At 41.0% G+C, this 23,912-nt stretch carries 28 protein-coding genes and 1 pseudogene; 28 read left to right on the top strand and 1 reads right to left on the bottom strand.

Annotation, left to right across the window (positions count from 1 at the left end; genetic code table 11):
* Window positions 1-36: 36 nt before the first annotated feature.
* The gene (locus H6779_00690) at window positions 37-621 is read right to left on the bottom strand and encodes a hypothetical protein (GenBank protein ID USN87947.1); all 585 of its coding nucleotides are present in this window, start codon (window positions 619-621) and stop codon (window positions 37-39) included.
* A 178-nt stretch (window positions 622-799) separates the two neighbouring features.
* Between H6779_00690 and H6779_00685 the strand changes: the two genes are divergently transcribed.
* From H6779_00685 to H6779_00550, 28 genes and pseudogenes are all read left to right on the top strand, one after another.
* Complete coding sequence (locus H6779_00685) at window positions 800-1,825, top strand: hypothetical protein (protein ID USN87946.1); 1,026 nt, start codon at window positions 800-802, stop codon at window positions 1,823-1,825.
* Window positions 1,826-1,902: 77 nt separating this feature from the next.
* The gene (locus H6779_00680) at window positions 1,903-3,237 is read left to right on the top strand and encodes a hypothetical protein (protein USN87945.1); all 1,335 of its coding nucleotides are present in this window, start codon (window positions 1,903-1,905) and stop codon (window positions 3,235-3,237) included.
* A 58-nt stretch (window positions 3,238-3,295) separates the two neighbouring features.
* Window positions 3,296-4,309 (top strand): endolytic transglycosylase MltG, encoded by a 1,014-nt coding sequence (gene mltG / locus H6779_00675; GenBank protein ID USN87944.1) that lies wholly within the window; start codon window positions 3,296-3,298, stop codon window positions 4,307-4,309.
* 30 nt (window positions 4,310-4,339) lie between these two features.
* Window positions 4,340-5,404: a tRNA 2-thiouridine(34) synthase MnmA gene (gene mnmA / locus H6779_00670; protein USN87943.1), complete on the top strand. Its 1,065-nt coding sequence runs from the start codon at window positions 4,340-4,342 to the stop codon at window positions 5,402-5,404.
* A complete protein-coding gene (locus H6779_00665) occupies window positions 5,404-6,240 on the top strand; it encodes an ATPase (protein ID USN87942.1) in 837 nt (278 codons plus the stop codon). The genes mnmA and H6779_00665 overlap by 1 nt, the downstream gene beginning before the upstream one ends.
* Window positions 6,241-6,337: 97 nt before the next feature.
* A complete protein-coding gene (locus H6779_00660; GenBank protein USN87941.1) occupies window positions 6,338-6,922 on the top strand; it encodes a hypothetical protein in 585 nt (194 codons plus the stop codon).
* Window positions 6,923-7,095: 173 nt separating this feature from the next.
* Complete coding sequence (locus H6779_00655; GenBank protein USN87940.1) at window positions 7,096-7,596, top strand: hypothetical protein; 501 nt, start codon at window positions 7,096-7,098, stop codon at window positions 7,594-7,596.
* A gap of 89 nt (window positions 7,597-7,685) precedes the next feature.
* Window positions 7,686-8,474 carry a PD-(D/E)XK nuclease family protein gene (locus H6779_00650; protein ID USN87939.1) on the top strand — a complete coding sequence of 263 codons (789 nt, stop codon included), beginning with the start codon at window positions 7,686-7,688 and terminating at the stop codon, window positions 8,472-8,474.
* The gene (locus H6779_00645) at window positions 8,455-8,724 is read left to right on the top strand and encodes an MGMT family protein (GenBank protein ID USN87938.1); all 270 of its coding nucleotides are present in this window, start codon (window positions 8,455-8,457) and stop codon (window positions 8,722-8,724) included. The genes H6779_00650 and H6779_00645 overlap by 20 nt, the downstream gene beginning before the upstream one ends.
* 45 nt (window positions 8,725-8,769) lie before the next feature.
* On the top strand, window positions 8,770-9,372 hold the full coding sequence (locus H6779_00640) for a bifunctional (p)ppGpp synthetase/guanosine-3',5'-bis(diphosphate) 3'-pyrophosphohydrolase (GenBank protein USN87937.1): 603 nt from the start codon (window positions 8,770-8,772) through the stop codon (window positions 9,370-9,372).
* Complete coding sequence (locus H6779_00635) at window positions 9,362-10,642, top strand: insulinase family protein (GenBank protein USN87936.1); 1,281 nt, start codon at window positions 9,362-9,364, stop codon at window positions 10,640-10,642. The genes H6779_00640 and H6779_00635 overlap by 11 nt, the downstream gene beginning before the upstream one ends.
* A gap of 2 nt (window positions 10,643-10,644) precedes the next feature.
* Entirely contained in the window at window positions 10,645-11,928 is a 1,284-nt protein-coding gene (locus tag H6779_00630; protein USN87935.1) for an insulinase family protein, read from the top strand.
* 112 nt (window positions 11,929-12,040) lie between these two features.
* Window positions 12,041-12,487, top strand: a complete 447-nt coding sequence (locus tag H6779_00625) for a hypothetical protein (GenBank protein ID USN87934.1) — start codon at window positions 12,041-12,043, stop codon at window positions 12,485-12,487.
* A gap of 114 nt (window positions 12,488-12,601) precedes the next feature.
* Window positions 12,602-13,624: a transposase gene (locus tag H6779_00620; protein USN87933.1), complete on the top strand. Its 1,023-nt coding sequence runs from the start codon at window positions 12,602-12,604 to the stop codon at window positions 13,622-13,624.
* A gap of 86 nt (window positions 13,625-13,710) precedes the next feature.
* Window positions 13,711-15,657: an alanine--tRNA ligase gene (locus H6779_00615; GenBank protein USN87932.1), complete on the top strand. Its 1,947-nt coding sequence runs from the start codon at window positions 13,711-13,713 to the stop codon at window positions 15,655-15,657.
* A gap of 130 nt (window positions 15,658-15,787) precedes the next feature.
* Complete coding sequence (locus tag H6779_00610) at window positions 15,788-17,020, top strand: hypothetical protein (protein ID USN87931.1); 1,233 nt, start codon at window positions 15,788-15,790, stop codon at window positions 17,018-17,020.
* A gap of 24 nt (window positions 17,021-17,044) precedes the next feature.
* Window positions 17,045-18,361 carry a hypothetical protein gene (locus H6779_00605; protein USN87930.1) on the top strand — a complete coding sequence of 439 codons (1,317 nt, stop codon included), beginning with the start codon at window positions 17,045-17,047 and terminating at the stop codon, window positions 18,359-18,361.
* 65 nt (window positions 18,362-18,426) lie between these two features.
* A complete protein-coding gene (gene infA, locus H6779_00600) occupies window positions 18,427-18,654 on the top strand; it encodes a translation initiation factor IF-1 (GenBank protein ID USN87929.1) in 228 nt (75 codons plus the stop codon).
* An 8-nt stretch (window positions 18,655-18,662) separates the two neighbouring features.
* Window positions 18,663-18,779: a 50S ribosomal protein L36 gene (gene rpmJ / locus H6779_00595; protein ID USN87928.1), complete on the top strand. Its 117-nt coding sequence runs from the start codon at window positions 18,663-18,665 to the stop codon at window positions 18,777-18,779.
* Between the two features lie 8 nt (window positions 18,780-18,787).
* Window positions 18,788-19,165 (top strand): 30S ribosomal protein S13, encoded by a 378-nt coding sequence (gene rpsM / locus H6779_00590; protein ID USN87927.1) that lies wholly within the window; start codon window positions 18,788-18,790, stop codon window positions 19,163-19,165.
* Window positions 19,166-19,192: 27 nt separating this feature from the next.
* Entirely contained in the window at window positions 19,193-19,624 is a 432-nt protein-coding gene (gene rpsK / locus H6779_00585; protein ID USN87926.1) for a 30S ribosomal protein S11, read from the top strand.
* 16 nt (window positions 19,625-19,640) lie between these two features.
* Window positions 19,641-20,246, top strand: a complete 606-nt coding sequence (rpsD, locus tag H6779_00580) for a 30S ribosomal protein S4 (protein USN87925.1) — start codon at window positions 19,641-19,643, stop codon at window positions 20,244-20,246.
* Window positions 20,247-20,283: 37 nt separating this feature from the next.
* Window positions 20,284-21,252: a DNA-directed RNA polymerase subunit alpha gene (locus tag H6779_00575; protein USN87924.1), complete on the top strand. Its 969-nt coding sequence runs from the start codon at window positions 20,284-20,286 to the stop codon at window positions 21,250-21,252.
* Window positions 21,253-21,262: 10 nt separating this feature from the next.
* Window positions 21,263-21,619: a 50S ribosomal protein L17 gene (gene rplQ / locus H6779_00570; GenBank protein USN87923.1), complete on the top strand. Its 357-nt coding sequence runs from the start codon at window positions 21,263-21,265 to the stop codon at window positions 21,617-21,619.
* A 5-nt stretch (window positions 21,620-21,624) separates the two neighbouring features.
* A complete protein-coding gene (locus H6779_00565) occupies window positions 21,625-21,987 on the top strand; it encodes an uL13 family ribosomal protein (protein USN87922.1) in 363 nt (120 codons plus the stop codon).
* 2 nt (window positions 21,988-21,989) lie between these two features.
* Window positions 21,990-22,400: a 30S ribosomal protein S9 gene (gene rpsI, locus H6779_00560; protein ID USN87921.1), complete on the top strand. Its 411-nt coding sequence runs from the start codon at window positions 21,990-21,992 to the stop codon at window positions 22,398-22,400.
* A gap of 345 nt (window positions 22,401-22,745) precedes the next feature.
* A pseudogene (locus H6779_00555) lies at window positions 22,746-23,246 on the top strand (NUDIX domain-containing protein).
* A 60-nt stretch (window positions 23,247-23,306) separates the two neighbouring features.
* Entirely contained in the window at window positions 23,307-23,909 is a 603-nt protein-coding gene (locus H6779_00550) for a nucleotide exchange factor GrpE (protein ID USN87920.1), read from the top strand.
* Window positions 23,910-23,912: the final 3 nt, after the last annotated feature.

Genomic DNA, 23,912 nt, shown 5'->3' with positions numbered 1-23,912 from the left:
AAACCACTCAATATTGCAGTGGTTTTATAAAGTTGATTAAAGACTTTGGTTTTTAAAATCCCAAGGTACTGTTCGGAACTTTTTAAACTCTTCGTCTGTGAAGCCTCCGGCACGTTTATGTTTATGGTATTCATACCAATAAACATTCAAGTTAGTGGCTTTATATCGATTAATGGCTTCTAGAGCCAGTACCATATAGCCACGTTTTTCATGCGGGTAGATGTCACTATAGTAATTTATTTTCGCTGAGTCATTTTCTGTGGTTGAATAGTTCAGATTACACCTCACTAGTAGTGTACTCAATCGATGAATATGATTTAGTGGTTGATAAGTTTTTGCTATTATTTCGACCAATATCTTGGGTTCCGTTGTGCAGATATAATTTTTTATCCTTACAAATTCTTCAACCGATGAATCTAGTTCTTCATGGGTTAATCTGCCTGCGCTAATTTCATTTTCTAGCGTGGCGATGTTATTGGCTACGTCTGAGCCATTACGGGCTTCTTTCAGGGTTGTTAGCATTTCAGCTAGATATACTTTCTGGTCAATCTCGCTATCAACTGCATATACTGGCCCCAGAACGCACAGAAAAAGTACTGCCACTATTATTACTGTTTTCATCTGTATTTTCCTCTCAAAAATTCAAAATATAAACAACTATTTGCTAAAGACAATACCACAATATTACGGTCTGACAAGGTCTCTGATCAGACTGTCGAGAAAAAGTTTGACCTATTTGAAGAGTCATGTTATAAATATGCCAACGCATTGAGGGATTCAATAGAAATATTTAAAAATTATGATTTCATTTAAACCAAAACAAATAACAAAAGCGTTGCTTGGCGTATTGCCGGAGCGTGCTAATGATGTATTAACAAAGCGTTACGGGCTTGGTCCTAGCGGTGAAACTTCAACTTTAGAAGCAATTGGACAGTCATATGGCATTACTCGCGAGCGGGTGCGACAGATTGAGAACTACGGAATTCAGTCTATTCAGCGCTCTGAAGAGTACAAGAAGCACTATGATCTATTTTTAGAAATGCAGAACCTGATTGATAAATTGGGCGGTGGTTTTATTGCTGAAAATGTACTGCTGGATGAACTTACAAATGACCCGATTACTCGTAACCATCTTTACTTTTTACTAGTGGTAGGTGATCCGTTCTATCGTGGAAAAGAGAATTCTGAGTACATGCATCGTTGGTTCACCGAGCGTAAGGTGGCTGATAGTGTTGAGAAGGCTCTGAAGAATGTCTACTCTACCTTGAAGCGTGATGAACTTATTAGCGAACAAGAAATTCTGAATCGGTTTAAGGCCGAGTTGGCTGACCTTGTGAAGCAGGATGATGAAGAAGTACTTCGTCGTTGGTTACTAGTTTCAAAGCAAATCGGACGTAATCCACTTGGAGACTGGGGACTAGTAGATAGTCCAAATGTCCGAGTGAAGGGTATTCGTGACTATGCTTACTTAGCGGTAAAGCGGCACGGTTCACCAATGCACTTTAGAGAAGTGGCTGAATCTATTGATAATCTATTCAATCACAAGGCTCACGTAGCTACGACTCATAATGAGCTAATCAAGGATAAGCGATTTGTTTTGGTTGGTCGCGGTCTCTATGCTCTAACTGAATGGGGTTATACCGCCGGAGTGGTGAAGGATGTCCTTCGCGAAATATTAGCGCAGGAAGGTCCGTTGTCTAGAGAGGAATTGATTGATAAGGTACGAAAAGAGCGATACGTAAAGGACAACACAATTGTGGTTAATCTGCAGGATACAAATCTTTTCCGACGTTTATCTAACGGTACTTATACTTTGGCTGAATAAGTTATAAGTAAATAAATCTTAAAACACCCACAAGAGCAATACTTGTGGGTGTTTTAGTGTAGTACAATAAGGACTACATGGCAGATTTCTTCAAAACTATTTTTGGCGCAATGGCGGGTCCGCTTTTTTTCTTTGTGGGCTTATATATTATTTACAAGACATTTTCAGTTATGGGTGTACAGTTCGCTCCTGTTATATCCATTATTCTGGCTTTGACGCCAATTTTGTTACCTGTTGCTCTATTTTATATTACTTACGATGAGTGGATTAAGTATGTTCGCTTGAAGTTTGTGATCAACAATGGCCGCTCTACTTTACGTATCCATCTGCCGCAAGAAGTTCTAAAATCACCGGAGGCAATGGAAAGCGTGATGTCACAAATCCACGCCGGTAATTACCCTGATAACCTGATGGAATCATATCTCAGCGGAAAGCATGCTCTACCTTTTAGTTTTGAGTTGGCTTCAATTGGTGGGGAAGTTAGATTTTACATAAATGTACCGACGGTAAAAATAAAGAATGCGGTAGAGGCGCAGCTTTATGCCCAGTATCCTGGTATTGAGGTGGTGGAGGAGCAGCTGGATTATACGGATGAAATAGTCTGGGATCCGGAGAAATATGAGATGATTGTTTTTCATATGGGTAAGAAAGAGGATGAAGTCTTACCAATCAAAACTTATATTGATTATGGGCTAGACAAGATGCCGAAAGAAGAGGAAAAATTTGAGCCAATGGCCCCAATGATTGAACTTCTAGGTAAAGCGAAGCCACACGACCGAATCTGGGTACAGTTTTTGGCTATACCTCATGTTAAAAAGGATCTAAAGTCTGGTTACCGCTACTCTTCTGGTACTTGGGAAGCTAAAGCGGTGGATAAGGTAAATGAGATAATGCAGCGCAATAAAAAGGTTGCTTTTGATCAAGATGAGGGAGAAAGGCAAGTTATGCTGACGGCGGGTGAAAAAGACAAGATTGCGGCGATTGAGCGTAATGTTGGCAAGTATGCTTATGAGGTGGGAATACGTTGGATTTATCTAGCTGAGAAAGGAAAGTTTGATGGACAAATGATTGGGCCCTTGATTAGAACTTTTTCACAGTACGATATTCTAAATCGAAATGGCGTAGGGGTACGGTGGCGTAGTGATTTTGACTATAAGTTTATTTCTGATTTTACTGGCAGCCGTCTTAGGCGTTGGCGCAAGGAGGAGGTTAAAGAATATAAACTCAGAGAGTACACTACTCGTGATAAAAAGAAATTTGTTGATAAGATGAAGGTCATGTCAGTCGAAGAATTAGCTACCATGTTTCATATCCCGGGCCGAGCGGTAGTCACTCCGACGATGCCGCGTATAGTTTCGACTCGAAAAGAGGCTCCGTCTAACTTGCCAACCGGAATTATGACAGATATTTAAAGTCGGTTTACCAAAAAGCTTGTGCTATACTTTTTTCTGTTAGACTAGATTTATACGCATGATTGACGACACACCATCAATGGAAGAAGGGGTTGAATCACCAGGTGAGACCGCAAAAACAAAAAGAAGAGTTAGTCTCTGGCTTTTTTTCTTATTCGTTTTACTGACCGCAACCGTTGCTGGTTGTTATTATGTAAAGCAGCCACCGCATAGCTTTCCAACTGATACCATTATTACCATACCAAACGGAGCTACTGTTGCTGAAGTGGCAGAGATAATGAAGGAGAATCACATGATTAAGTCGAAATTAGCTTTTTATGTGTACTTTAAATTATTTCAAAGCGATACATCTCTAAAGGCTAGTGACTATTCGTTTTCGGAGCCGTTACCACTTGGTCAGTTGATAGTAGAGTTGGCCGAGGGGCACTATACTCACAATCTCTTAAAGTTAACCCATGTTGAAGGAGAAAGTGTACAAAGTTTAGCGATTCGAGCGAAAGATGTTTTGTCTAACTTTGATCAAGATAAGTTTATTGAGATCGCTTTGCCCTTTGAGGGGAAGGTTTTTCCTGAGACATACATGGTACCAGCGGATTTTAGCGAAGAAGATTTGCTTGATCTGACCCTTAAAACCTTTGATGAAAAAATTAAACCTTACGAAACCCGGCTGGCCGACAATACACTGACCTTGGACGAGGTGCTGATTTTAGCTTCAATTATTGAGAGAGAGGCTAATGATGAAGAAAGTATGCGGATGGTTTCTAGTATCCTACAAAATCGTCTGGCGATAAATATGCCACTACAAGCCGATGCTTCAATTGAATACATTTTGCATAAACCACTATCCGAACTAACAGCTGAAGATCTGAAAATTGAATCGCCTTATAATACTTATCTAAATGCTGGTTTGCCGCCAACACCGATTGGTAATCCAGGTTTAAAGGCGATTGAGGCGGTACTTTTTCCGGCTGAGACCGATTATTTGTTCTATATTACCGACAAGGAAGGAAACTTTTATTACGCTAAGAATTTTGATCAACATAAGGTGAATGTGGCTCGGTATTTGCGTTAGTTATATTTATTTGCTAGCGTTCATAAAATTATGAGTGATAAAAAAAAGGTTTTTGTTGGTTTGTCTGGCGGGGTTGATTCATCGGTAGCAGCTTGGCGACTGAAAGAGCAGGGTTATGATGTAACGGGTGTTTTTATAAAGGTCTGGCATCCGGATTTTTTGGTATGTAACTGGGAACAAGAACGTCTAGACGCAATGCGGGTAGCTGCTCATCTTGATATACCATTTCTCACCTGTGACGCTGAAGCCGAATATCGTGACGAGGTTGCCAAATATTTTATTGGGGAATATACAGTGGGACGAACGCCAAACCCTGATGTTATGTGCAATAAGTATGTAAAATTTGGTGCTTTCTTAAAATTTGCTAAAACACACCAAGCTGATTTCATTGCTACCGGACATTATGCTAGACGGATTGATGGTGACAATGGTCCAGAGTTGCATAGAGGAGTTGATGAAAATAAAGACCAGACGTATTTTTTGTGGACACTTTCCAACGAGCAGCTGAAAAATGTACTGTTTCCGGTCGGCGATACTACTAAGGAGGATATTCGGCATGAGGCAGATAAAGCTGGTCTACCAACTGCAACTAAAAAAGATAGCCAAGGAGTATGTTTTTTAGGGTATATTGATATACCTGAATTTATTTCACACTTTGTTGATTTACAAGCGGGAGATGTCTTGGATGAAAAGGGGGAAGTTGTTGGTTGTCACAAGGGTGCTATAGTATACACTTTGGGGCAGCGTCATGGTTTTACCATTGATACTATTGATGGACACCGAGAGGCTTATTATGTGGTGGATAGGGATACTGAAAACAACACGATCACAGTTTCCAGTCAGCGACCTAAGGTGAAATCTAGTGACGAGCTGGTATTAAAGGATGTTGTGGCTAGAGGGGAAGTTGAGGTGGGTGACGAACTTGAAGCCCAAACTCGTTACCGACAAAAACCATTTGCGGTCAGGGTTGAGAAGGTTACAAACACTGAGCTTGTCTTAAGTATAAAAGATAAGTCGGTTGATGCGGCCGCTTCTGGTCAGTCTTGTGTATTATATCGTGGTTCACTTTGTGTCTTGGGTGGTATCATAGCGTAATGCAAGTCCAGATAATAAAGGCTGATGGTTCGGTAGAGTATTTTAAGGTTGAAAAATTACGACGTTCCTTACGCCGCGCCGGCGCCGCGCCGGATGAGGTTAACAGTGTCGTGGCACAGATAGGAAAAGAAATATATGATGGTATTAGGACACAAGAGATCTACCGTCGAGCTTTTGAGCTTTTAAAACGAAATGAGATACCAGCGGCGGCTCGTTATTCTCTAAGACGAGCTTTGTTTAGTTTAGGACCAACTGGTTTTCCGTTTGAAAAATTTCTTGGTCGACTGTTTGAGCTCGATGGATATAGTACGCGAACTGGCTTAGTTATACAGGGGCATTGTGCTCCACATGAAATTGATATCGCGGCTTTCCATGACTCTCACAGCTTTGTTGGTGAGGCTAAGTTCCATGCTCGGCCCGGTATTAAATCTGATTTGCAGGTAGCTATGTACTCTTACGCTCGGCTACTCGATTTGCGTGACCAAAGTATTTGCCACGAAAGCATTTGTGGAATTTCTGAGTTTTGGTTGGTTACAAATACCAAATTTACCTCCACAGCCGAAAAGTATGGTGAATGTGTTGGTCTTAAAATGCTGAGCTGGGATTACCCAAGGCGCGATAATTTACACGACAGAATCCAAAGAGCTGGAATTTATCCGGTAACGGTTTTGCAGAATTTGTCGACAGCGCAAATAGAAACGCTGATTGAATATGATGTAATTGTCTGCAGTGATTTGGTAAAAAACCCCAGAGTTCTTAAACACCTACATTTAAGTGCTAAAAAACAAGAACAATTGATTGATGAAGCGAGGGAGATTTGCAAATTACCAAGGTAAAATAAGCGTTCAGAATTGTTTTTTTGTCAATATAGAGCTTTTTAGCGCCGTGTTATAATGCCCACATTACTATTTTCAGAAAATCATTAAGCAAAATATGGCAGAAGAAAAGCAAGAGGGTCAGAAGACAGTGGTCTCATTTATTGTTGGTTTACTAATTGGTGGACTTTTGGTCTGGGCTTTTTCTGGTCCAACCACCGATGCTCCAACCACCCAGAGTGATGATGATAAAGAGGTGAAGGCAGACAAGGATCAGAAGACCACATCAACCAAGGCTGATGAGGAGAAAACTACCAGCAGTGTTTCAGAAGATAAGGGCGGCACCGCAAGTGATTCTGCTCCAGTTGAGAAGAAATTGTCGGTTGGTGATGGTAAGATTGTGGTTAACGATCAGCCGGTAAGCACTAGCATCGCTATGGAGAGTGCTACTTACCCAGTAGGGGAAGGTTGGGTTGGTATTCGTGATTATCGGGATGGTCAACTAGGCTATATTCTTGGTGTAGTTCGCTTTAGTGAGGAGCAGGGCTTGGTACCAAGTAGTATCATCCTACAAACTCCAACTATCGCCGGCCGCGAGTACGCTGTAGTAGTGTTTGAGGAAAGTGGTGACCGTAAGTTCAGTCTAGCTGATGACAAGCAGATTGATACTATCTTTGATACTTTTACCGCCACTTCAAAGTAAGTTTCTAACCAAGAAATAAAAAAGAGAAGTAAAAAAACACCCCAAGGGGTGTTTTTTTAACGGAATGGATTTCCATCGAAAATTGTTGCTATTGACTATAACATAAAAACATGTTATGTTTTGATCTGCAATACGCTCATTTTTTAATATAACTTTTACCCGAAGGAGGGTACATGAAGATATTAAACTTAAGCTGTTTTAAAAAAAGAAATCCGGGTTTGCCACGAGGCGGAGATAGAGACGAGTTTGTCAGACTGTTTCGTTCGCTGAATGAACAAAACCGCAAAAAGGTCTATCCTTTGATAAAAAAGGCCAATTGTAGTCTTGACGATGTGCTTTGGCTCATAAGGGCAATCAGTGACCTGGAGTTGGAAAAGATAGCTCTGGAAAAGTTGACTGGGTTTAACTTAGCTGAACGTCGTTGGCGCAAGCTTGCTGATGATTGTCATATAGGAATCAAAGTACTGGCAATTCAGAAATTGGCTCAGATGGCAGTGACTGAAGTTGCCAGCACTGACCCCGAAATCGTCATTAAGGTTGAGGAGAAAATTAATCGACCAGAAGTCGTTATTTCTAGGGTTGGGGTTAGCGAAAAGGGTGAACATAAATCATTTATTTCAAGGGCGTTCAGCTCCTTGTTTGGTTTCCTTACATCAAAGAAAGAATCAGCTTAAACTGATTTTAGATCTAAAAACCTCTACACCAAAAGTTACACGGTGTAGGGGTTTTTCTTATGTTTCTCCAAAAATGTTATACTGCCCATATGGCAGAATTTAAAAAGAGATACAACCCTAACCGTAGTCCTGATTGGAATTATGGTGGGCCTAATTGGAAATTATCACGCTCTAAGATTGAGCTTTTTACAGAATGTCCACGGTGTTTTTATTTGGATAACAAGCTTGGTACCGCGCGCCCGCGTGGACCGGCCTTTACTTTAAACGTAGCGGTTGACGAATTATTTAAAAAGGAATTTGATGCCTACCGCGAGACAGGCGAGAAACATCCGATAATGCTAGAGAACAAGATCGAGGCGATACCATTCAAGCACGAGAAAATGGACGAATGGCGCGACAACTTTGCCGGTATCACCTACAAGCACGAGGAGACCGGTTTTACTGTGTCAGGCGCAGTGGATGATATTTGGGTTAAACCAGACGGAAGTCTGATCGTAGTTGACTACAAAGCTACTTCAAAAGACGAAAAAATCGAGTCTTTAAGCAATAGTGGTTGGGAAGATTCGTACCGTCGGCAGATGGGAGTATACCAGTGGCTTTTAGAGAAAAACGGTTTTGCAGTCGATAAGGTCGGTTATTTTGTTTATGCTAATGCCCGCAAGGATCAAGATAGTTTTGACGATACACTCATCTTTGAAACTACTCTAGTGCCTTGTGAAGGTGATAATGCTTGGATAGATGAATCTCTACTAAAGATAAAGGAAGTATTAGGCAAGGAGGATATTCCGACGACTGGAGCTAACTGTGAATTTTGTCCTTATCGTGAAGCTTGTGGTAAGAAGTTACTGGCTATTCATAATGCAAAAAAACAAAAATAGTTTTAGAGATAAGGTCAATGCTGTAGTGCGGCAGATTCCAGCCGGGCAGACTAAGTCGTATGCCGAAGTAGCTAAGCTGGCCGGACATCCCAAAGCTTATCGAGCAGTGGCCAGCTTGATGGCAAAAAATTTTGACCCCAGTATTCCATGTCATCGAGTAATTAGAAGCGATGGAAAGGTAGGGGAATATAACCGAGGTGGCGAGCAGAAAAAAAGGGAATTGTTGAAAGCTGAAGGGTGGCAGAGTTAGATATTCGTTTCCTAATATTGTTTTGGATGCTACACTACATACAACATGTATTCATATCGGATTGAACAGGCAATCAGAGCGGCATCGGTCTTGCATAAGGAGCAGCTCAGAAAAGGTTCGATGCCTTTTCCTTACGTTACGCATCTGATTGCGGTGGCTTTTACGCTCCTTGACTACACTCAAGATGAAGATGTAATCATAGCGGCGTTACTTCACGATACGCTTGAAGACACCGACTACACTATTGAGGAATTGCAGGAGGATTTTGGTGGTCGGGTGCGTGATATTGTAGAAGCAGTTACTGAGCCGAAGTTAAAAGGGGAACATAAATTGACATGGCGAGAGAAGAAAGAAGCTTATGCCAAGCAATTGAGGCACGCTCCACACGAAGCGCTCTTGGTAGCGGCGGCTGATAAGATTCATAACTTCCGTACGATGGTGGAAGATTATTCTGACAGTTACGAACGCTACGCCCAGGATTTTGGTAAAAATTTTGACGAAAGACTTGAAGTCTATCAGGAGATTGGTGATATAATCAATGATCGCTTAGAAAGCCCGATAGTTGAGGAGTTTAATCATGTTTTTGAGGAATTCAAGCAATTTATTAATAAGACAATAGAAGCCGAGGAGCATCGTTATGACACATAAGAAATTCAAGCACGTTAGAACAGTAAAAGACATCAGTGAATATAAGTTAAAAAGTAACGGTCTGACGGTGTTGTATAAACATATACCGGACACTGGAGTGGTGACTACTAATATCACTTATTTGGTCGGAGCGCGAGATGAAAATATTGGTGAGACTGGGCTGGCGCATATGCTTGAACATATGGTTTTTAAACCAACTAGTCATGATTTGAAAAGAAAACATGAGGGAGGCGCGATGAGGTTTGAGCGTGAGACCGGCTCAATTCTTAATGCTAATACCTGGAAAGATCGTACCACTTATTACTTTTCTTATGATGCAAAACATTTTTCTCGCGCTTTACAGATAGAAGCCGAAAGAATGCGTGATGTAGTTTTGACCGATAAAGAATTTCAACCGGAACGCACTAACGTACTTAGTGAATTCGATATGTACAACGGTGAACCGGAATTTGCCATTGCGGTTGATATGGTGAGTTCAGCTTTTCATTGTCATCCGTATGGACACGAGACGATTGGTTATCGGCAGGATATAGAACGTTATACTACTACTAAACTCCAGCGCTTTTACGACCACTTTTATCGTCCTAATAACGCCACTTTAATGGTAGTTGGTGATATTGATCTAGAAGCTGCTTTAAATGAAATAGTGGCTACTTTCGGACATTTAGAGCCAGAGCCTCAGGTAGAAGTTAGACCAGAAATTATTGAGCCAAAACAAGAAGGGTTGAGAAGAGTAGAGATAGTGCGACCGGGTACTACTAACCTGTTGGCAATTGGGATAAAACACGATGGATTCCCAACGAAGGAGTGGTTTACTACTATGGTGACCTTCAAGCTCTTGGCGGGCGGTAAAGATGGTCTTTTGCAGAAAGCTTTGGTTGATACTGGTTTGGCTTCTGACGTGTCAACTATGCAAGAACCGACCAAAGATGCAAATTTAGGTATCATTTATATAACCTTGGCTGATGGAGTTGGTCATGAAGAAATTGAAAAGAAAGTTTTTGAATTAATTTCTAAAGTCGATGCTAATTGGATAAAGAAAAGACTAAAAGCGATTATTACCAAAGCTGTCAGTAGTGAACTCTTTGGTCGTGACAGTAGTCTTAGTATTGTCGGTGAATTAACGGAGTATGTGTCAGCTGGTGATTGGACTGTCTACTTTAAGACCGAGGAAATTTTGAAAAAGATTACGGTTAAAGAGGTGCAAAATAATTTAAAGACTTTATTTACCGAAAATAACCTTACTATTGGAACTTATAAAAGTATTTAATTATGGAAATAAAAACTCAGTCATATTCTAATTTTGAATGCGCCACAGTTGAGAAAGATACGCCGGTGGTATCTGTTTTGGTTACAGTGGATTGTCACGATAATAATAGTGCAAGAGGAGTAATAACAGCGTCTGTCTATAGCGATCTTTTGTTGTCTGGAGCAGGTAAATATAGTCGAGAGGACTTTTTACGTGCGGTGGATGAGCTTGGTTCTGGTATTGAGGTGGGGGCTAGCGAGGGGAGAGTAACTATATCAGTGAAATCTTTAGAACAGAATCTGACTAAGACTCTAAGTTTACTAGAGACAGTTTTGATCAAACCAACTTTTAGCAAGAGTGAGTACGACAGAGCGGTAAAAACAGCCAAAAATTCTTTATCTTTGTACAAAGAAGAAGCTAGATTATTGGCCCAGGATGGTCTTAGGCGATCTTTTTATGGAGAAAATGATAGACATTATCGATTTACCCCAAAAGATCTGGAAAAAGCTTTTTCTGAAGTTAGTTTGGCTGATGTAAAAAAACTACACGAAGAATTTATGACCTTACCGTGGGTGGTTAGTATTGGTGGAAAAAGTACCGCAATTAAGACAGTATTGAAGTTGGTCCAAAAGATCAAGAAAAAGACTGACTATAAACCATTAGAAGGGGCGGTGTCGGTAAAAAGTCTGAAAGGAAGTCGGTTGGTGACTGAAGTGGTAGCTAGTAAGCAAAATATTGAGCTATCAATTGGTGGTCATTTGCCATTAACTATGTCTGATGCAGAACTAGCGCCGTTTACCTTTGGCTTGGCAGTTTTAGGAAAGTGGGGGAGTTTTGCTGGGCGACTGATGAGTACTGTGCGGGAGAAAGAAGGTTTGACTTATAGTATCTACGGACGAGTCGAAGGGGTGTCGAAAATCGAAACCGGCTATTGGCGAATTATGACCTTTTTTGCTCCTAAAGATGTGGTACAAGGCGTGTCGTCGACTTTGCGTGAGATTAAAAATATTCACTATAAGGGTATAACCGACTCTGAGTGGAAGAGATTTAAAGATATTTTAAGGACTGGTGAGACATTGGTTCAGGATTCTTTGTTTGGTACTGTTGGTTATGTACATAGTGCTTTGGTGGCGGGAGTTCGCTATGAGGATTATAAAAAATACCGCGAGCAGCTTTATACTTGCACCAAAGCTGAAGTGAATAAGGTGCTTAAAAAATATCTTAACCCAGCTAACGTAGTAATCAGCGCCGCCGGGCCGGTAGATAAGAAGATTGAGAAGGAGTTGAAGGCGGTGCTTGGTAAATAGAAACCTTAAACTCAAACCCTAAATATTGACATTTATAAAAATGAATGTATAATACTCAGCAAGTTTGCTTTTTTTAATTTAACTTAAATGGGAGGTTGTTATGCCTACGTTCATGTTTGAAATCGTGCGAACCGTTGAGGGTCTTCCTGATCCAGGAGCTTATCCTGAAGGGTTGTCGCATACGCCGAGATATAGTGGGTCGGCGATGGTTGTCTATTTCGAATTTCCTGATGAAGTGATAGCTCAAAGCTTTGCAACTTGCGAAAAAGATCATGATTTAGACAATCCTATTTTGGAAAAGTACAAACCTTTTGGAGCTGGTCTTGATATTTTTTATATCAAACAGCTGACACCAGAGGAAGTGTTGGAGGTCAAAATGGCCAAGGCTCGGGTTCTGTACAAGATGTATGCTGATATCTTGGATCAGGAGACTTTTGAAAAGTTAATCGGACTAACGATTAATATGGAAACATTGACGGAGCCAACAGTGCGAGAAGAAGGTCTTTTCTATAAAGAAATAAACGAAATTGTAGTTGAGGAATTTTACAGTACAATATAGACAGTAAATCTCCTTGGCTAAACCGATATTATGTTTAATCGCATGATATCGGTTTTTTGTTTTTTTAACCCTGAATAATCTCACATACATATGAGACTCCTTAAATAAGGAGTAATGAGAATACATAACATTTTAAGGAACACCAGAGGGTTTGCCAAAGCGGCTGATAGTGCTCTAAAGTGGCAGACAATGAAAAACAAACAGGAGGTCGAAAGAAGAGTTAAAATACTCACGTTTTGGCAAAAACATGGTACTAATACCACCAAAGATGCTTTTGGCGTATCTAGACCAACTTTATTTAGATGGCAAAAAGAACTAAATGATAGTAATGGTAATATCCAAGCCCTAGACCCCAAGAGTACTGCTCCTAAGAAACGAAGAGTGAGACAGATATCACCACCACTAGAGCAAGCTATTATCAACTGGCGTACTAAGCGACCACGGATTGGTGGGAAAAAGCTGGTACCGCTATTGAAGAAGGAAGGATTCAAGGTGTCAGTTTCCTATGTTAATCGCTGTATCAGTGATCTTAAAGAACTAGGTAGACTACCGAATCCAGTTAAGCTCTCTTGGTACGCTAAGAGTGGTACACACAAAGAACAAAGAAAAACCAAGGTTAAAAAACAAAGAAGACCACAAAAACAAGGTTTGGAGATAGACACTATCGTGAGACACATAGATGGCACTAAACGGTACATACTCACCGCCATAGACATAGAAAGACGGTTTGCTTACGCTCGTACTTATACCAGTCATTCTTCAAATAGTGCTCGAGACTTTCTAAAACAACTTATACACTATACCCCTTTTAGTATAGATGAGATACAGACTGATAATGGTTCAGAATTCGCTAAATACTTCCACGAAGCTTGTTTAACTCTTAACATCAACCATTATCACACTTATCCACGTTGTCCTAAGATGAATGCCTATATAGAGCGATTCAATCGTACCGTTCAAGAAGAACACATTATTTATCACCGATCCCTGCTTCGAGATAGTATTCCTGACTTCAATGATTCACTGAATGAATGGTTGTATTGGTATAACCATGAGAGACCGCATGAAGGACTGGGTCTTTTGTCGCCCATGGAGTATTATAGAGAACATTATGAGATAGAGTCTCAAAGGTGGTGAGATCGTACAAACCCTCGCAAAATCGCTCCATTTAGTATAGTATAATTTGGTTTTAAACAACCTAAGTGGTATTTTATATTGAAATTATGGGTGGAAACGAAATCAGGCAAAAATATTTGGAATTCATGGAGAAGAATGGACATGCGGTGATACCGTCGGCTGCTTTGGTGCCTGAGAATGATCCGACCACACTGTTTACCGGTAGTGGGATGCAGCCTTTGATTCCGTATTTGCAGGGTGAGGCGCACCCCAAAGGGGTGCGCCTCACGGACTCACAAAAATGTTTCCGCGCCAATGATATCGAGGAGGTGGGTGACAATCGCCACACTACTTTCTTTGAAATGCTTGGTAACTGGTCTTTGGGTGATTATTTCAAAAAAGAACAATTACGTTGGTTTTTTACTTATCTTGTAGACGAAGTTGGACTTGATCCAGAACGTATCTACGTTACGGTATTTGCCGGAGATGAGAGTCTTGGCATACCGGCTGATGAAGAGTCGGTGGCTATCTGGCAAGAATTATTTAAAGAAAAGGGAATTGAAGCCAAGGACGTGCATATTGGTAGCGAAGAGGCTGGCTATCAGCTCGGTATGCAAGGTGGGCGGATATTCTACTATGACGCTGGAAAAAACTGGTGGAGTCGTTCTGGTACACCAGACAAAATGCCGACAGGAGAGATTGGTGGTCCTGACAGCGAGGTTTTCTATGATTTTGGTCCAGAATACGCTACTCACCCTGACTATAAGGACAAAGAGCCACACCCGAATAGCGACTCGGGGCAATTTGTAGAGATTGGTAACTCGGTCTTCATGGAATACGTGAAGCAGGAAGATGGTAGCTTTGCTAAATTGCCACAGCGCAATGTTGATTTTGGTGGTGGTCTGGAACGCATTGCCGCAGCTAAAAATAACGATCCAGACATGTTCAAGGTGGATTTGCTATGGAATGTGGTAACAGAGATAGAAAACCTGTCTGGTAAGAAGTATGAAGATAACCTAACAGCTTTTCGAGTGATTACTGATCATATTCGTGGGGCAGTGTTCTTGATTGCGGATGGAGTTTTGCCCGGTAATACCGATCAAGGTTATTTTGTACGTCGGCTTTTGCGCCGGTCAGTGATGTTTGCTGATCAGTTATCTGCACCAGAAGGTATGCTTCCTGGTCTGGCTGGAAAAGTAATTGAAACTTACGGTGATCATTACCCAAATCTAAAATTAAAGGAGCTTGATATTAGGTCTACGATAGGTAAAGAAGAAGAGCAGTTCAGGAGTACGCTTGAGAGTGGTTTGAAGCAATTTAATAAAATTTCACTGCAAGTACATGTTACCTCCAAAGAGGTGGGTGGAAAAAAGATTATAGACAAAAGTGTTCCTCCGGTCGCTAAAAAAGCCATTAGCGCGCAAAATGCTTTTGATTTATACACTACTTATGGTTTCCCGATTGAATTAACTGAAGAAATTGCGGCTGAAAAAGGCTTGGTGGTAGATCGGGCTGGCTTTGAAAAACTAATGGAAGAACATAGAGCTAAATCACGCGCGGGAGCGGAGCAGAAATTTAAAGGCGGATTGGCTGACCACTCAGAAAAGGTAGTGTATTACCACACTGCTACTCACTTGCTTTTGGCTGGTTTGCGCAAATATTTGGGTGATCATGTGCATCAGGCTGGTTCTAATATTACCGGTGAGCGTCTTCGTTTTGATTTTACTCATCCTGACAAGGTAGACAGAGAAACTCTAGATAAGGTAGAAGAGTATGTAAACCACGCTATTAAGCTCGGTGGACAAGTAACAATTGAGATGATGGCTAAAGATAAGGCGCAGTCTGATGATACGATTGAGGCTAGTTTTTGGGATCGTTATCCCGATGAAGTTAAGGTTTACACTATGACAGGTGGAGATGGTACGGTATTTTCCAGAGAGCTGTGCGGTGGGCCACATGTTGGAAACCTAAGCGAGATACAAGGGGAGTTTAAAATCAAAAAAGAGGAATCTTCAGCAGCTGGAATTAGACGTATTAAGGCAGTGTTGGTGTAAGGAATTGTCTGAAATCTCACCACATAAATCATTTTGGTCACTTTAGGCTACGATCTGATTTTAGATAGGTTCTAAGCTATCCACTTGAAGTTACGTTTAACTGATAAATTCTAGTATAATGGAGTTTATTATGGGATTCTTTTCATCGAGTGACGATAGTATTGAATATGCTGCGGTAATTGACATTGGCTCAGGTAGTGTATTAGCTTCTATTGTTGAGTCTGATGTTAATAAAACTCATCCAAATATTATCTGGGCGAAGCGAGAATATTCTCCTTTAAAACAGATTGATTCCCTTAGTAAAAGTATTAAGAATGTTATGACTTCTTTTATGAGTGTTATGATGCTTCTGGATTCTGAGGGCCGGGCAAGATTAAAAGAGGTGGCGCCTCGGGCTAAAATAAAAACTCTCCAAGTAACCATTGTGGCTCCGTGGTCTTATACTGTGTCCAAAACTATTTTGTATAGCAAGGAAAATGAGTTTTCTGTTACTAAAGGTTTGCTGGACGAATTGTTACGTATGGCCGAGCAAAAAGTCCAGGTCGAATTAAAGGAGAACGAAAAAATACACGAACAAGGTTTGGAATTGATCTCCAGAACTACAGCTGATGTAATAGCTAACGGTTACTCGGTTCGGGTTTCAAGTCGACAAAAAGCCAAATCACTCAAGGTGGTTCAGTTAAATGCCATAACGCAGGAAAGTATTGTTCAGGAAGTTGAAGAGGTCAAGGATAAATTATTTCCAGCCGCTGACCCTGAACTATATTCTTTTATGATGGCCTTTTACTATACTATTTCCGACTTATATCCTGAGCAAAGGGAGTATTGTTTGGTTGATGTGACTTACGAAGCGACTGAGATTGGAGTGGTGCGTGATGGTATCTTACAGTACTGTACCAATATACCATTTGGTTCAATTTCGCTGGCGCGTGAATTGTCTGCTATTTTGTCGGTACCACTCCAAGAAGCTCATAATTATTTAGCAGAGCCTGATTTGGATACTTTACTGATTAAATATTCAAGTAAGCAAAAGGAGGATGTAAAGGCTGTAATAGAGGCTTATGAGGCAAAATTGGTTGAATTGTTTCATGAGACCGGTGATAAACTTTCCATTCCTAAAAGCTTATTTATGCACTGTGATAATTCCAGAGCTGAGTTTTTTAAAGATCATATAGTTCAAGCGGCCAATTTGACTACCAAATCTTCTCATGTAGTTTATAATGTAACTGGAGATCTATTAACTCAGAGATATTCCAAGGACAAGATTTCAGAAATGAAAAAGACAAAGCTGGACACTGCTATGCTTATATCGGCTCAGTTTTTCCACACTAACAGTTATGACCGAGATTTTGAACAATTATAAAAGTATATACTGTAACTAGCATTTATGACACAAAAATGGAACTTACAAGACATTAGACCGGCTGAGGTGCGCAAACCCCGTCGCCCAGAGGCGGTTAATAAAGCCGTTAAGTCACCGGTAAAACAAGTAAACCCTAACGACGATGTTGGAACTATCGTTATCAAGGATGGAAACAAGTCAAATCGAACCGGAATAATTGTTGGTATAGTAGCAGTTTTGGTATTAATCGCCGGTATATTCGGTTTGACTGCTATCCTGTCTAAAACCACCTTAACTGTTGTGCCGGTGTCTAAACAGCCGAATGTAAATGCTGAATTTACAGCTTATCCAGACCATCGAGAAGCTGAGCTATCTTATGAAATAATGACCCTGGAATCAACTGGCGAACGTCAAGTTACCGCCACTGGTCAGCAAGAAGTGGAGGAGCAGGCTAAGGGTTATGTAAATATTGTTAAGACAACTCCGGGTTCAGAGAGGTTGATAAAAAATACTCGTTTTCGCTCACCAGACGGCCTAATATTTAGAATTCAAGAGTCAGTAGTGGTGCCAGGTGCAGTGAAGGGTGGTGATGGTGCTTTAACTCCTGGGTCTATCAGAGCTGAAGTTTTTGCTGATGATGTTGGTCAGCAGTACAATCTAGCGGCTGGTACAAGGTTTGATATTCCAGGCTTCAAAGAAAATAATCTAGACGAACTTTACAAGGCGATTTATGCTGAAAACAGCGAGACTTTTACAGGTGGTTTTAAGGGTCCAAGATTTATTATAGATGATAATGAATTAGCTACCGCTCGTCAGTCATTACAAATGGAGCTAAGAGATGGTTTGTTAGCCAGAATAGAAAGCGAAAAACCAGCTGGCTTCATTGCTTTTCCTGACGCTGTGACTTTTACATACAACGAATTGCCGGCAGTTCAGTATGGAGATAATTTGGTGACCATCCGAGAGCAGGCTACTTTGCAAATACCACTATTTGCTAAAGCTGATTTCGCTAGCTTCATGGCTGCTGAAACAATCACCACATATAGTGGAGAGGCGGTCCAGATAAGAAATATTGATGAGATACGCTTTGGTTATACTGATGAAAATACTAGCTCTATTAACATTGCCAACGAACCGTCTTTGTCATTCAAAATCATTGGTCGTCCACTAATCGTTTGGGATTATGATGTTAATCAGCTGCAGGAAGATCTTTCCGGAAAATCATTTACCGCCATCACTACCGTCCTTACAGCTTATCCGGGTATAGCTAATGGCAAGATTACAGAAAAACCATTTTGGAAGCGTTCGTTCCCGTCAGAGCCTGACGATATAAGTGTCGTTGAACAGCTAGAGGTGAAATAGTTTTCATTATCCTATAGTATGTTCTTGACTATATTTAACAGTTTTGTTACACTCACTCACGTTTAATGGATCAACAAGCACAAACGACGAAAGATGACTTAGCTTATGGTGTAGTGGAAGAAGCGCTACCCAATGCTTTTTTTCGTGTTGTGCTTGATGATAGCAAGCAAACAGTTATTGCTTATCTAGCGGGCAAAATGCGTAAGTTTCGCATTCGTGTGTTAGTTGGTGATAAGGTTGGCATGGTACTTGATCCATATGGCGGTAAAGCACGAATTACTAAGAGACTCTAAAAGCAATTATGAAAGTTAGATCATCAGTAAAAAAAATGAGCCCTGATGACATCATCGTAAAACGACGTGGTGTAGTTTTTGTCATCAATAAAAAGAAGCCACGTCACAAACAACGTCAAGGATAAATATATATATGCGAATTTCAGGTATCACAATTCCAGATGAGAAGCAATTAGCCTACGGACTAACTACCGTGTATGGTATTGGTTTGTCACGTGCTAAGGATATACTCACTGAATTAAATATTGAACATACGAGTAAGCCAACCGATCTTTCAACCGATCAGGAAAATGCTGTGCGAGAGAAAGTAGAATCTTTTCGTATTGAAGGCGATCTAAAACGTGAGATCTCAGCTAATATCAAGCGTCTTAAAGATATCCAGTCATATCGAGGCTCTCGACATGCTAGACGTCTACCGGCACGAGGACAACGTACCAAGACCAATGCCCGCACTCTCAAAGGAGTTAAGAAAACTATGGGTAGTGGTCGTCGTAAGCTCGAGAAGACTTAGAATTATTAGTTTAAATGCGTATTTCATATGGGTAAGAAACGTATAATCAAAAAAGGTGGTGGATCAGATGTGTCAGGTACATCAAGAGCGCTAAACCGGATTCCAAAGCGCAAGTTAGCAGCTGGAAAGTTAAATATTCTAGCTACTTTCAATAACACTTTGCTCACGCTTTGTGATCCAAAGGGTAATGCGGTGATGAGCGCCTCTAGTGGAGCTCTAGGGTTTAAAGGGTCTCGCAAGAGTACTCCTTTTGCAGCGGCAAAGGTGGGGGAAATTATCGGAGAGAAGGCTCAGCAAATGGGTATGAAGGAGGCAGAGGTGGTGGTTCGCGGTGTTGGTGCTGGACGCGAGTCGGCTTTAAGAGCTTTTTCAGGTAAGGGTATTGGAATCTTACGAATCACTGATCGTACACCAGTACCATTTAATGGTACACGACCACCTAAGCCACGTCGTGTTTAATGTAATCAAATAATTTATGAAAATAGGTCCAAAATTTAAGATTGCTAAACGACTCGGTGCGCCAATCTTTGAGAAAACTCAGTCACAAAAGTTTGCCTTATCTCAGGCAAGAGCTGGTAAAACTGGTGGTCGCCCACGTCAGATGAGTGACTATAAGCGTCAACTTCTTGAGAAGCAAAAGATGCGTTTTACTTATGGAATTACTGAGAAGCAGCTGCGTCGTTATGTTGATGAGGCGGTAGCAAAGAGTCATCAACCAATTTCTCTTCTTATGGAGCGTTTGGAATCAAGGTTAGATAATGTCATCTACCGATTAGGTTTGGCAAAAACTCGACGTTTTGCTCGACAAATCGTATCACACGGTCACATTTTAGTGAACGGAAAGAAGCTAAGTATCCCATCTCACCGTGTTAGAATTGGTGATGTAATTTCTGTGCGTGAGGGTAGTAAGCAGACCGGTCCATTCGTACAGATAGCCGATACTCACGAGTCTGCTGGTGTACCGAATTGGTTGTCTATAGATATCAAAAAATTATCAGCTAAAATGAATGCAGTTCCAGTATACAATCCGGCCGAAACTTTGTTTGATCCTGAACAAGTGATGGAATACTACAGTCGATAGGATAGAAGCTATATAAGCGTAATTGTAATAATAAACTATGTTAGAAACAAACGTCACCCTACCGTCAAAGCCCCGCGTTGTCTCAGAAGATGAGTTTCACGGAGTTTTCGAAATTGATAATCTATACCCTGGTTATGGGCATACTTTGGGTAATTCACTGCGCCGAATTATCTTGTCATCTCTACCAGGAGCAGCTATCACTCAGGTGAAGATTGAAGGAGCTGAACACGAATTCAGTACTCTTGATGGTGTAAGAGAAGATGTGCTTACCATCCTGCTAAACCTTAAGCGAGTTCGTCTCTCACTGCATGGTGACGAACCAATGACTGTAAAACTAAAGAAGAGTGGCGCTGGCTTCGTCACAGCTGCTGACTTGGAGGCACCAACGCAGGTTGAGATTTTAAATCCAGAACAACCAATTGCCGAACTAACGGCTAAAAGCTCAGTTCTAGAGATGGAATTAACAGTAGAGAAAGGTTTGGGTTATGTCCCACGCGAAGTGCACCAAAAAGACAAGGTTGAGATTGGAACCATTGCCATGGACGCTGTCTTTACACCAATTCGTCGCGCCAACTACGAAGTTGAAAATATGCGTGTAGGTGACCGTACAGATTACAACCGCTTACGTGTAGCGATTGAGACCGATGGTACTTTTTCACCGCGTGAAGCACTAGAAAAGGCGATTGAAATAATGGTACATCAGCTTAGCGCTATCATCGGTTTTCAAGAAATTTATCCAAAATCTAACGAACAAGAGGTAGAGCGGGAAGCGGTTGCTACAGACACTGGTTCAGAACCAAGTTCTGATATTCTTAAAACTAGGATTGAAACACTTGATTTTTCAGCTCGCACTGCCCAGGCTCTAGAGGAGGCAAGTATCCGAACTGTTGGAGGACTTGTGCGAAAATCAAAAGATGATATTCTAGCCCTCGAAGGTATAGGACCAAAAGGGTTAGAGGAGATTACTGAACTTCTAAAGAAGATGGATTTGGCACTAGCCGAGTAAGTATTATTATATGAGACACGCAAACAAAAATCGAAAATTAGGCCGCAATACTGATCAACGCACTGCTTTGTTGCGTGGACTTTCTGTGTCACTGATCAGAGACGGTAAAATCACTACTACTTTGGCTAAGGCTAAAGAGCTACAGCCACGCATTGAACGTTTGGTTACTCATGCTAAAAAGGGTACAGTAACGGCTAGACGAACTGTATCAACCAGACTTGGTGAGCCAAGTGATGTTATTATTAAAAAGCTGTTTTTGGACATTGCACCTAAATTTTCTGAACGAAACGGTGGTTACACTAGAGTCATTAAAATCGGTCGTATGCCATCTGGGCGAGAGGAGGCGGTTATCGAATTTGTAGAATAATTTATATGGAAACACAAGCAAATACAAAAGTTCATACAATTGATGCTGCTGGTAAGCGGCTAGGTCGTTTGGCTACTGAGGTAGCAACCATCCTAAATGGTAAAGATCAAGCTGATTTTGCACGTAATTTGGCGGCTGATGTACGAGTAGAGATAACCAATGCTAGCAAGTTAGATATTCCTGAGGGAAAGAAGTCTGAAATTTATCAAACCTACTCTGGTCACCCAGGCGGACGCAAGACTGAGACTCTTGAGCACCTTGGTGAGAGACGTGGTTACTCTGAGGTGGTGCGCCGAACCATTGCTGGTATGTTACCAAACAACAAGCTCAAGAAAGTTTTATTAAAAAATCTGGTGATATCTGAATAAATATGGCAACAACTACAAAATCAGCATACATAGAAGGAATTGGTCGTCGTAAGACTGCGACAGCTCGCGTGCGTTTGGTGCCTGCTTCAGCTACTACTGTTACCGTAAATGGTAAGGATGCCAAGGAGTATTTTAGACAGCTTGCCCTGCAGAAGGACGTTCAGTCAGTGCTCGATACTCAGGATGCTGGTATTGAACATTACTCAATCAGCGCCAAAGTGGTCGGTGGCGGACTATCGTCTCAAGCAGAAGCGATTCGACTTGGTATCGCTCGAGCCCTGGTAAAAGAAAAGGCTGATCGACGTATTCCACTTAAGCGTGAAGGTTACCTTAAGCGTGACGCGCGTTCAGTAGAGCGTAAGAAGTTCGGTCTACGCAAAGCTCGCAAACGTCCAGCTTGGTCTAAGCGTTAAGATAAAAGCCGCTTGCGCGGCTTTTATTAGCTTAGACGGTCGGAGACATGTTTCTTGATTTAATAAAATCAAGAAACAGTCGAGACGGGCTCGCGAACACTTAGTAGATTTGGAGTCGAAGACGAACAAATATACTTAGTGATTCGTGAGGTAAACGATAAATTGATTATCGTTTACTCTGGTCCAAGCTTCTGCTTGGAATCCCCGATATTTATGAGGAGATAGGAGGACAAAACGTTAAGAAAAGAGTTGCCTTCGCGACTCTTTTTACTTAGGCGGTCATGAGTCTCGTTAAGAAATTTGATGTCATTTTGTTTTTGGAGATAGTTGTGTAGTATGTTGTATATGGAAGATGAATATCTGGATCTTGTTGATGATAACGATGATGTTATTGGAAGGAAATTACGTTCAGAAATATATTCTGAAAAGCTAAATAACTATAGAGTAATTAATGCCTTCTTAATAGATTCTGAAGGTAAATTATAGATACCGCTACGTAGTGCTGACAAAAGGATTTTTCCGTCATGTTTAGATTTTAGTGTGGCTGGTCATGTCGAAAGTGGCGAAACATACCAGACTGCTTTTTTTCGTGAGACAAAAGAAGAATTAGGTTTTAATACCGAAGAAATTAATTGGAAATATAAGGGTTACTTAAATCCAAGAAAAAACAGTGTTAGTTCTCATATGTGTATCTATGAAATAAAATACGATAAAGTTCCTCCTTACAACACAAACGAATTCGTTGATTACTACTGGTTCACACCCAAGGAACTTATTGAAAAAATTGAGTCGGGTGCAAAGACTAAAGATGACTTGGTAAAGGTTCTCAAAATATTCTACTCGTAACTTTAAAAGACCGATGCTTACTTTTTTGACAAACAACCCTTTCAGATTTATAATGCCGACATGGTGAACAAAAGTAATGAAGATAAAAGTCAGGATGATGTTGAAATCACCAATGAAGAAACTGATGTTTTGGAACCTGATTTAGAAGAAATTGAAAACAACGAAAAAGATATTATTAAGTCACTCAAGGTCAAGCTAAAGGCTTGTAATGAGGAGAAGCGAGAAATCCTTGAGGAAGGTCAACGGGCTAAGGCAGATTTTCTTAATGCCCGCCGACGACTGGAAGAAGAAAGACTTCGCGACCGAGTCCGTAGTCAAAAGAAGCATATAGAAGAGCTACTGCCACTTTGTGATAGTTTTCAAATGGCAATGTCAGACAAGGAAGCCTGGGAAAAGGCTGATAAAGCCTGGCGCACTGGTATCGAGGGCATACACGGTCAGCTCATGCGGCTGTTGGAGTCTTACGGAGTCAAAGTGATTAATCCGGCTGGAGAGAAATTTGACCCGTATCGTGACGAAGCGATTGGAACTGAAGAAGTGGACGACGATAGGATGGTTGATACGGTGGTTTCGGTTGTTCAGCATGGTTATGAGATGAAAGTGGGGGACCAAACTGAGGTGATTAGGCACGCACGGGTTACTACTGGAATTTTGAAAGGTTAATCA

The sequence above is a fragment of the Candidatus Nomurabacteria bacterium genome (genome assembly GCA_023898525.1).
GTDB lineage: Bacteria > Patescibacteriota > Minisyncoccia > Phycocordibacterales > UBA918 > OLB19.
This window is presented reverse-complemented; position numbering and strand designations above follow the sequence as displayed.

Excerpts from the sequence above, each read along its gene's own strand:
- H6779_00630 (USN87935.1), top strand. The coding sequence starts at position 10,645 with ATGGAAATAAAAACTCAGTCATATTCTAATTTTGAATGCGCCACAGTT.
- H6779_00685 (USN87946.1), top strand. The coding sequence starts at position 800 with ATGATTTCATTTAAACCAAAACAAATAACAAAAGCGTTGCTTGGCGTA.
- H6779_00665 (USN87942.1), top strand. The coding sequence starts at position 5,404 with ATGCAAGTCCAGATAATAAAGGCTGATGGTTCGGTAGAGTATTTTAAG.
- rpsD (USN87925.1), top strand. The coding sequence starts at position 19,641 with ATGAAAATAGGTCCAAAATTTAAGATTGCTAAACGACTCGGTGCGCCA.
- rpmJ (USN87928.1), top strand. The coding sequence starts at position 18,663 with ATGAAAGTTAGATCATCAGTAAAAAAAATGAGCCCTGATGACATCATC.
- H6779_00575 (USN87924.1), top strand. The coding sequence starts at position 20,284 with ATGTTAGAAACAAACGTCACCCTACCGTCAAAGCCCCGCGTTGTCTCA.
- mltG (USN87944.1), top strand. The coding sequence starts at position 3,296 with ATGATTGACGACACACCATCAATGGAAGAAGGGGTTGAATCACCAGGT.
- rpsI (USN87921.1), top strand. The coding sequence starts at position 21,990 with ATGGCAACAACTACAAAATCAGCATACATAGAAGGAATTGGTCGTCGT.
- H6779_00615 (USN87932.1), top strand. The coding sequence starts at position 13,711 with ATGGGTGGAAACGAAATCAGGCAAAAATATTTGGAATTCATGGAGAAG.
- H6779_00650 (USN87939.1), top strand. The coding sequence starts at position 7,686 with ATGGCAGAATTTAAAAAGAGATACAACCCTAACCGTAGTCCTGATTGG.
- mnmA (USN87943.1), top strand. The coding sequence starts at position 4,340 with ATGAGTGATAAAAAAAAGGTTTTTGTTGGTTTGTCTGGCGGGGTTGAT.
- H6779_00550 (USN87920.1), top strand. The coding sequence starts at position 23,307 with ATGGTGAACAAAAGTAATGAAGATAAAAGTCAGGATGATGTTGAAATC.
- infA (USN87929.1), top strand. The coding sequence starts at position 18,427 with ATGGATCAACAAGCACAAACGACGAAAGATGACTTAGCTTATGGTGTA.
- H6779_00645 (USN87938.1), top strand. The coding sequence starts at position 8,455 with ATGCAAAAAAACAAAAATAGTTTTAGAGATAAGGTCAATGCTGTAGTG.
- H6779_00620 (USN87933.1), top strand. The coding sequence starts at position 12,602 with ATGAGAATACATAACATTTTAAGGAACACCAGAGGGTTTGCCAAAGCG.
- H6779_00625 (USN87934.1), top strand. The coding sequence starts at position 12,041 with ATGTTTGAAATCGTGCGAACCGTTGAGGGTCTTCCTGATCCAGGAGCT.
- H6779_00635 (USN87936.1), top strand. The coding sequence starts at position 9,362 with ATGACACATAAGAAATTCAAGCACGTTAGAACAGTAAAAGACATCAGT.
- H6779_00565 (USN87922.1), top strand. The coding sequence starts at position 21,625 with ATGGAAACACAAGCAAATACAAAAGTTCATACAATTGATGCTGCTGGT.
- H6779_00660 (USN87941.1), top strand. The coding sequence starts at position 6,338 with ATGGCAGAAGAAAAGCAAGAGGGTCAGAAGACAGTGGTCTCATTTATT.
- H6779_00640 (USN87937.1), top strand. The coding sequence starts at position 8,770 with ATGTATTCATATCGGATTGAACAGGCAATCAGAGCGGCATCGGTCTTG.
- H6779_00610 (USN87931.1), top strand. The coding sequence starts at position 15,788 with ATGGGATTCTTTTCATCGAGTGACGATAGTATTGAATATGCTGCGGTA.
- H6779_00690 (USN87947.1), bottom strand. The coding sequence starts at position 621 with ATGAAAACAGTAATAATAGTGGCAGTACTTTTTCTGTGCGTTCTGGGG.
- rpsM (USN87927.1), top strand. The coding sequence starts at position 18,788 with ATGCGAATTTCAGGTATCACAATTCCAGATGAGAAGCAATTAGCCTAC.
- H6779_00680 (USN87945.1), top strand. The coding sequence starts at position 1,903 with ATGGCAGATTTCTTCAAAACTATTTTTGGCGCAATGGCGGGTCCGCTT.
- H6779_00655 (USN87940.1), top strand. The coding sequence starts at position 7,096 with ATGAAGATATTAAACTTAAGCTGTTTTAAAAAAAGAAATCCGGGTTTG.
- rplQ (USN87923.1), top strand. The coding sequence starts at position 21,263 with ATGAGACACGCAAACAAAAATCGAAAATTAGGCCGCAATACTGATCAA.
- H6779_00605 (USN87930.1), top strand. The coding sequence starts at position 17,045 with ATGACACAAAAATGGAACTTACAAGACATTAGACCGGCTGAGGTGCGC.
- rpsK (USN87926.1), top strand. The coding sequence starts at position 19,193 with ATGGGTAAGAAACGTATAATCAAAAAAGGTGGTGGATCAGATGTGTCA.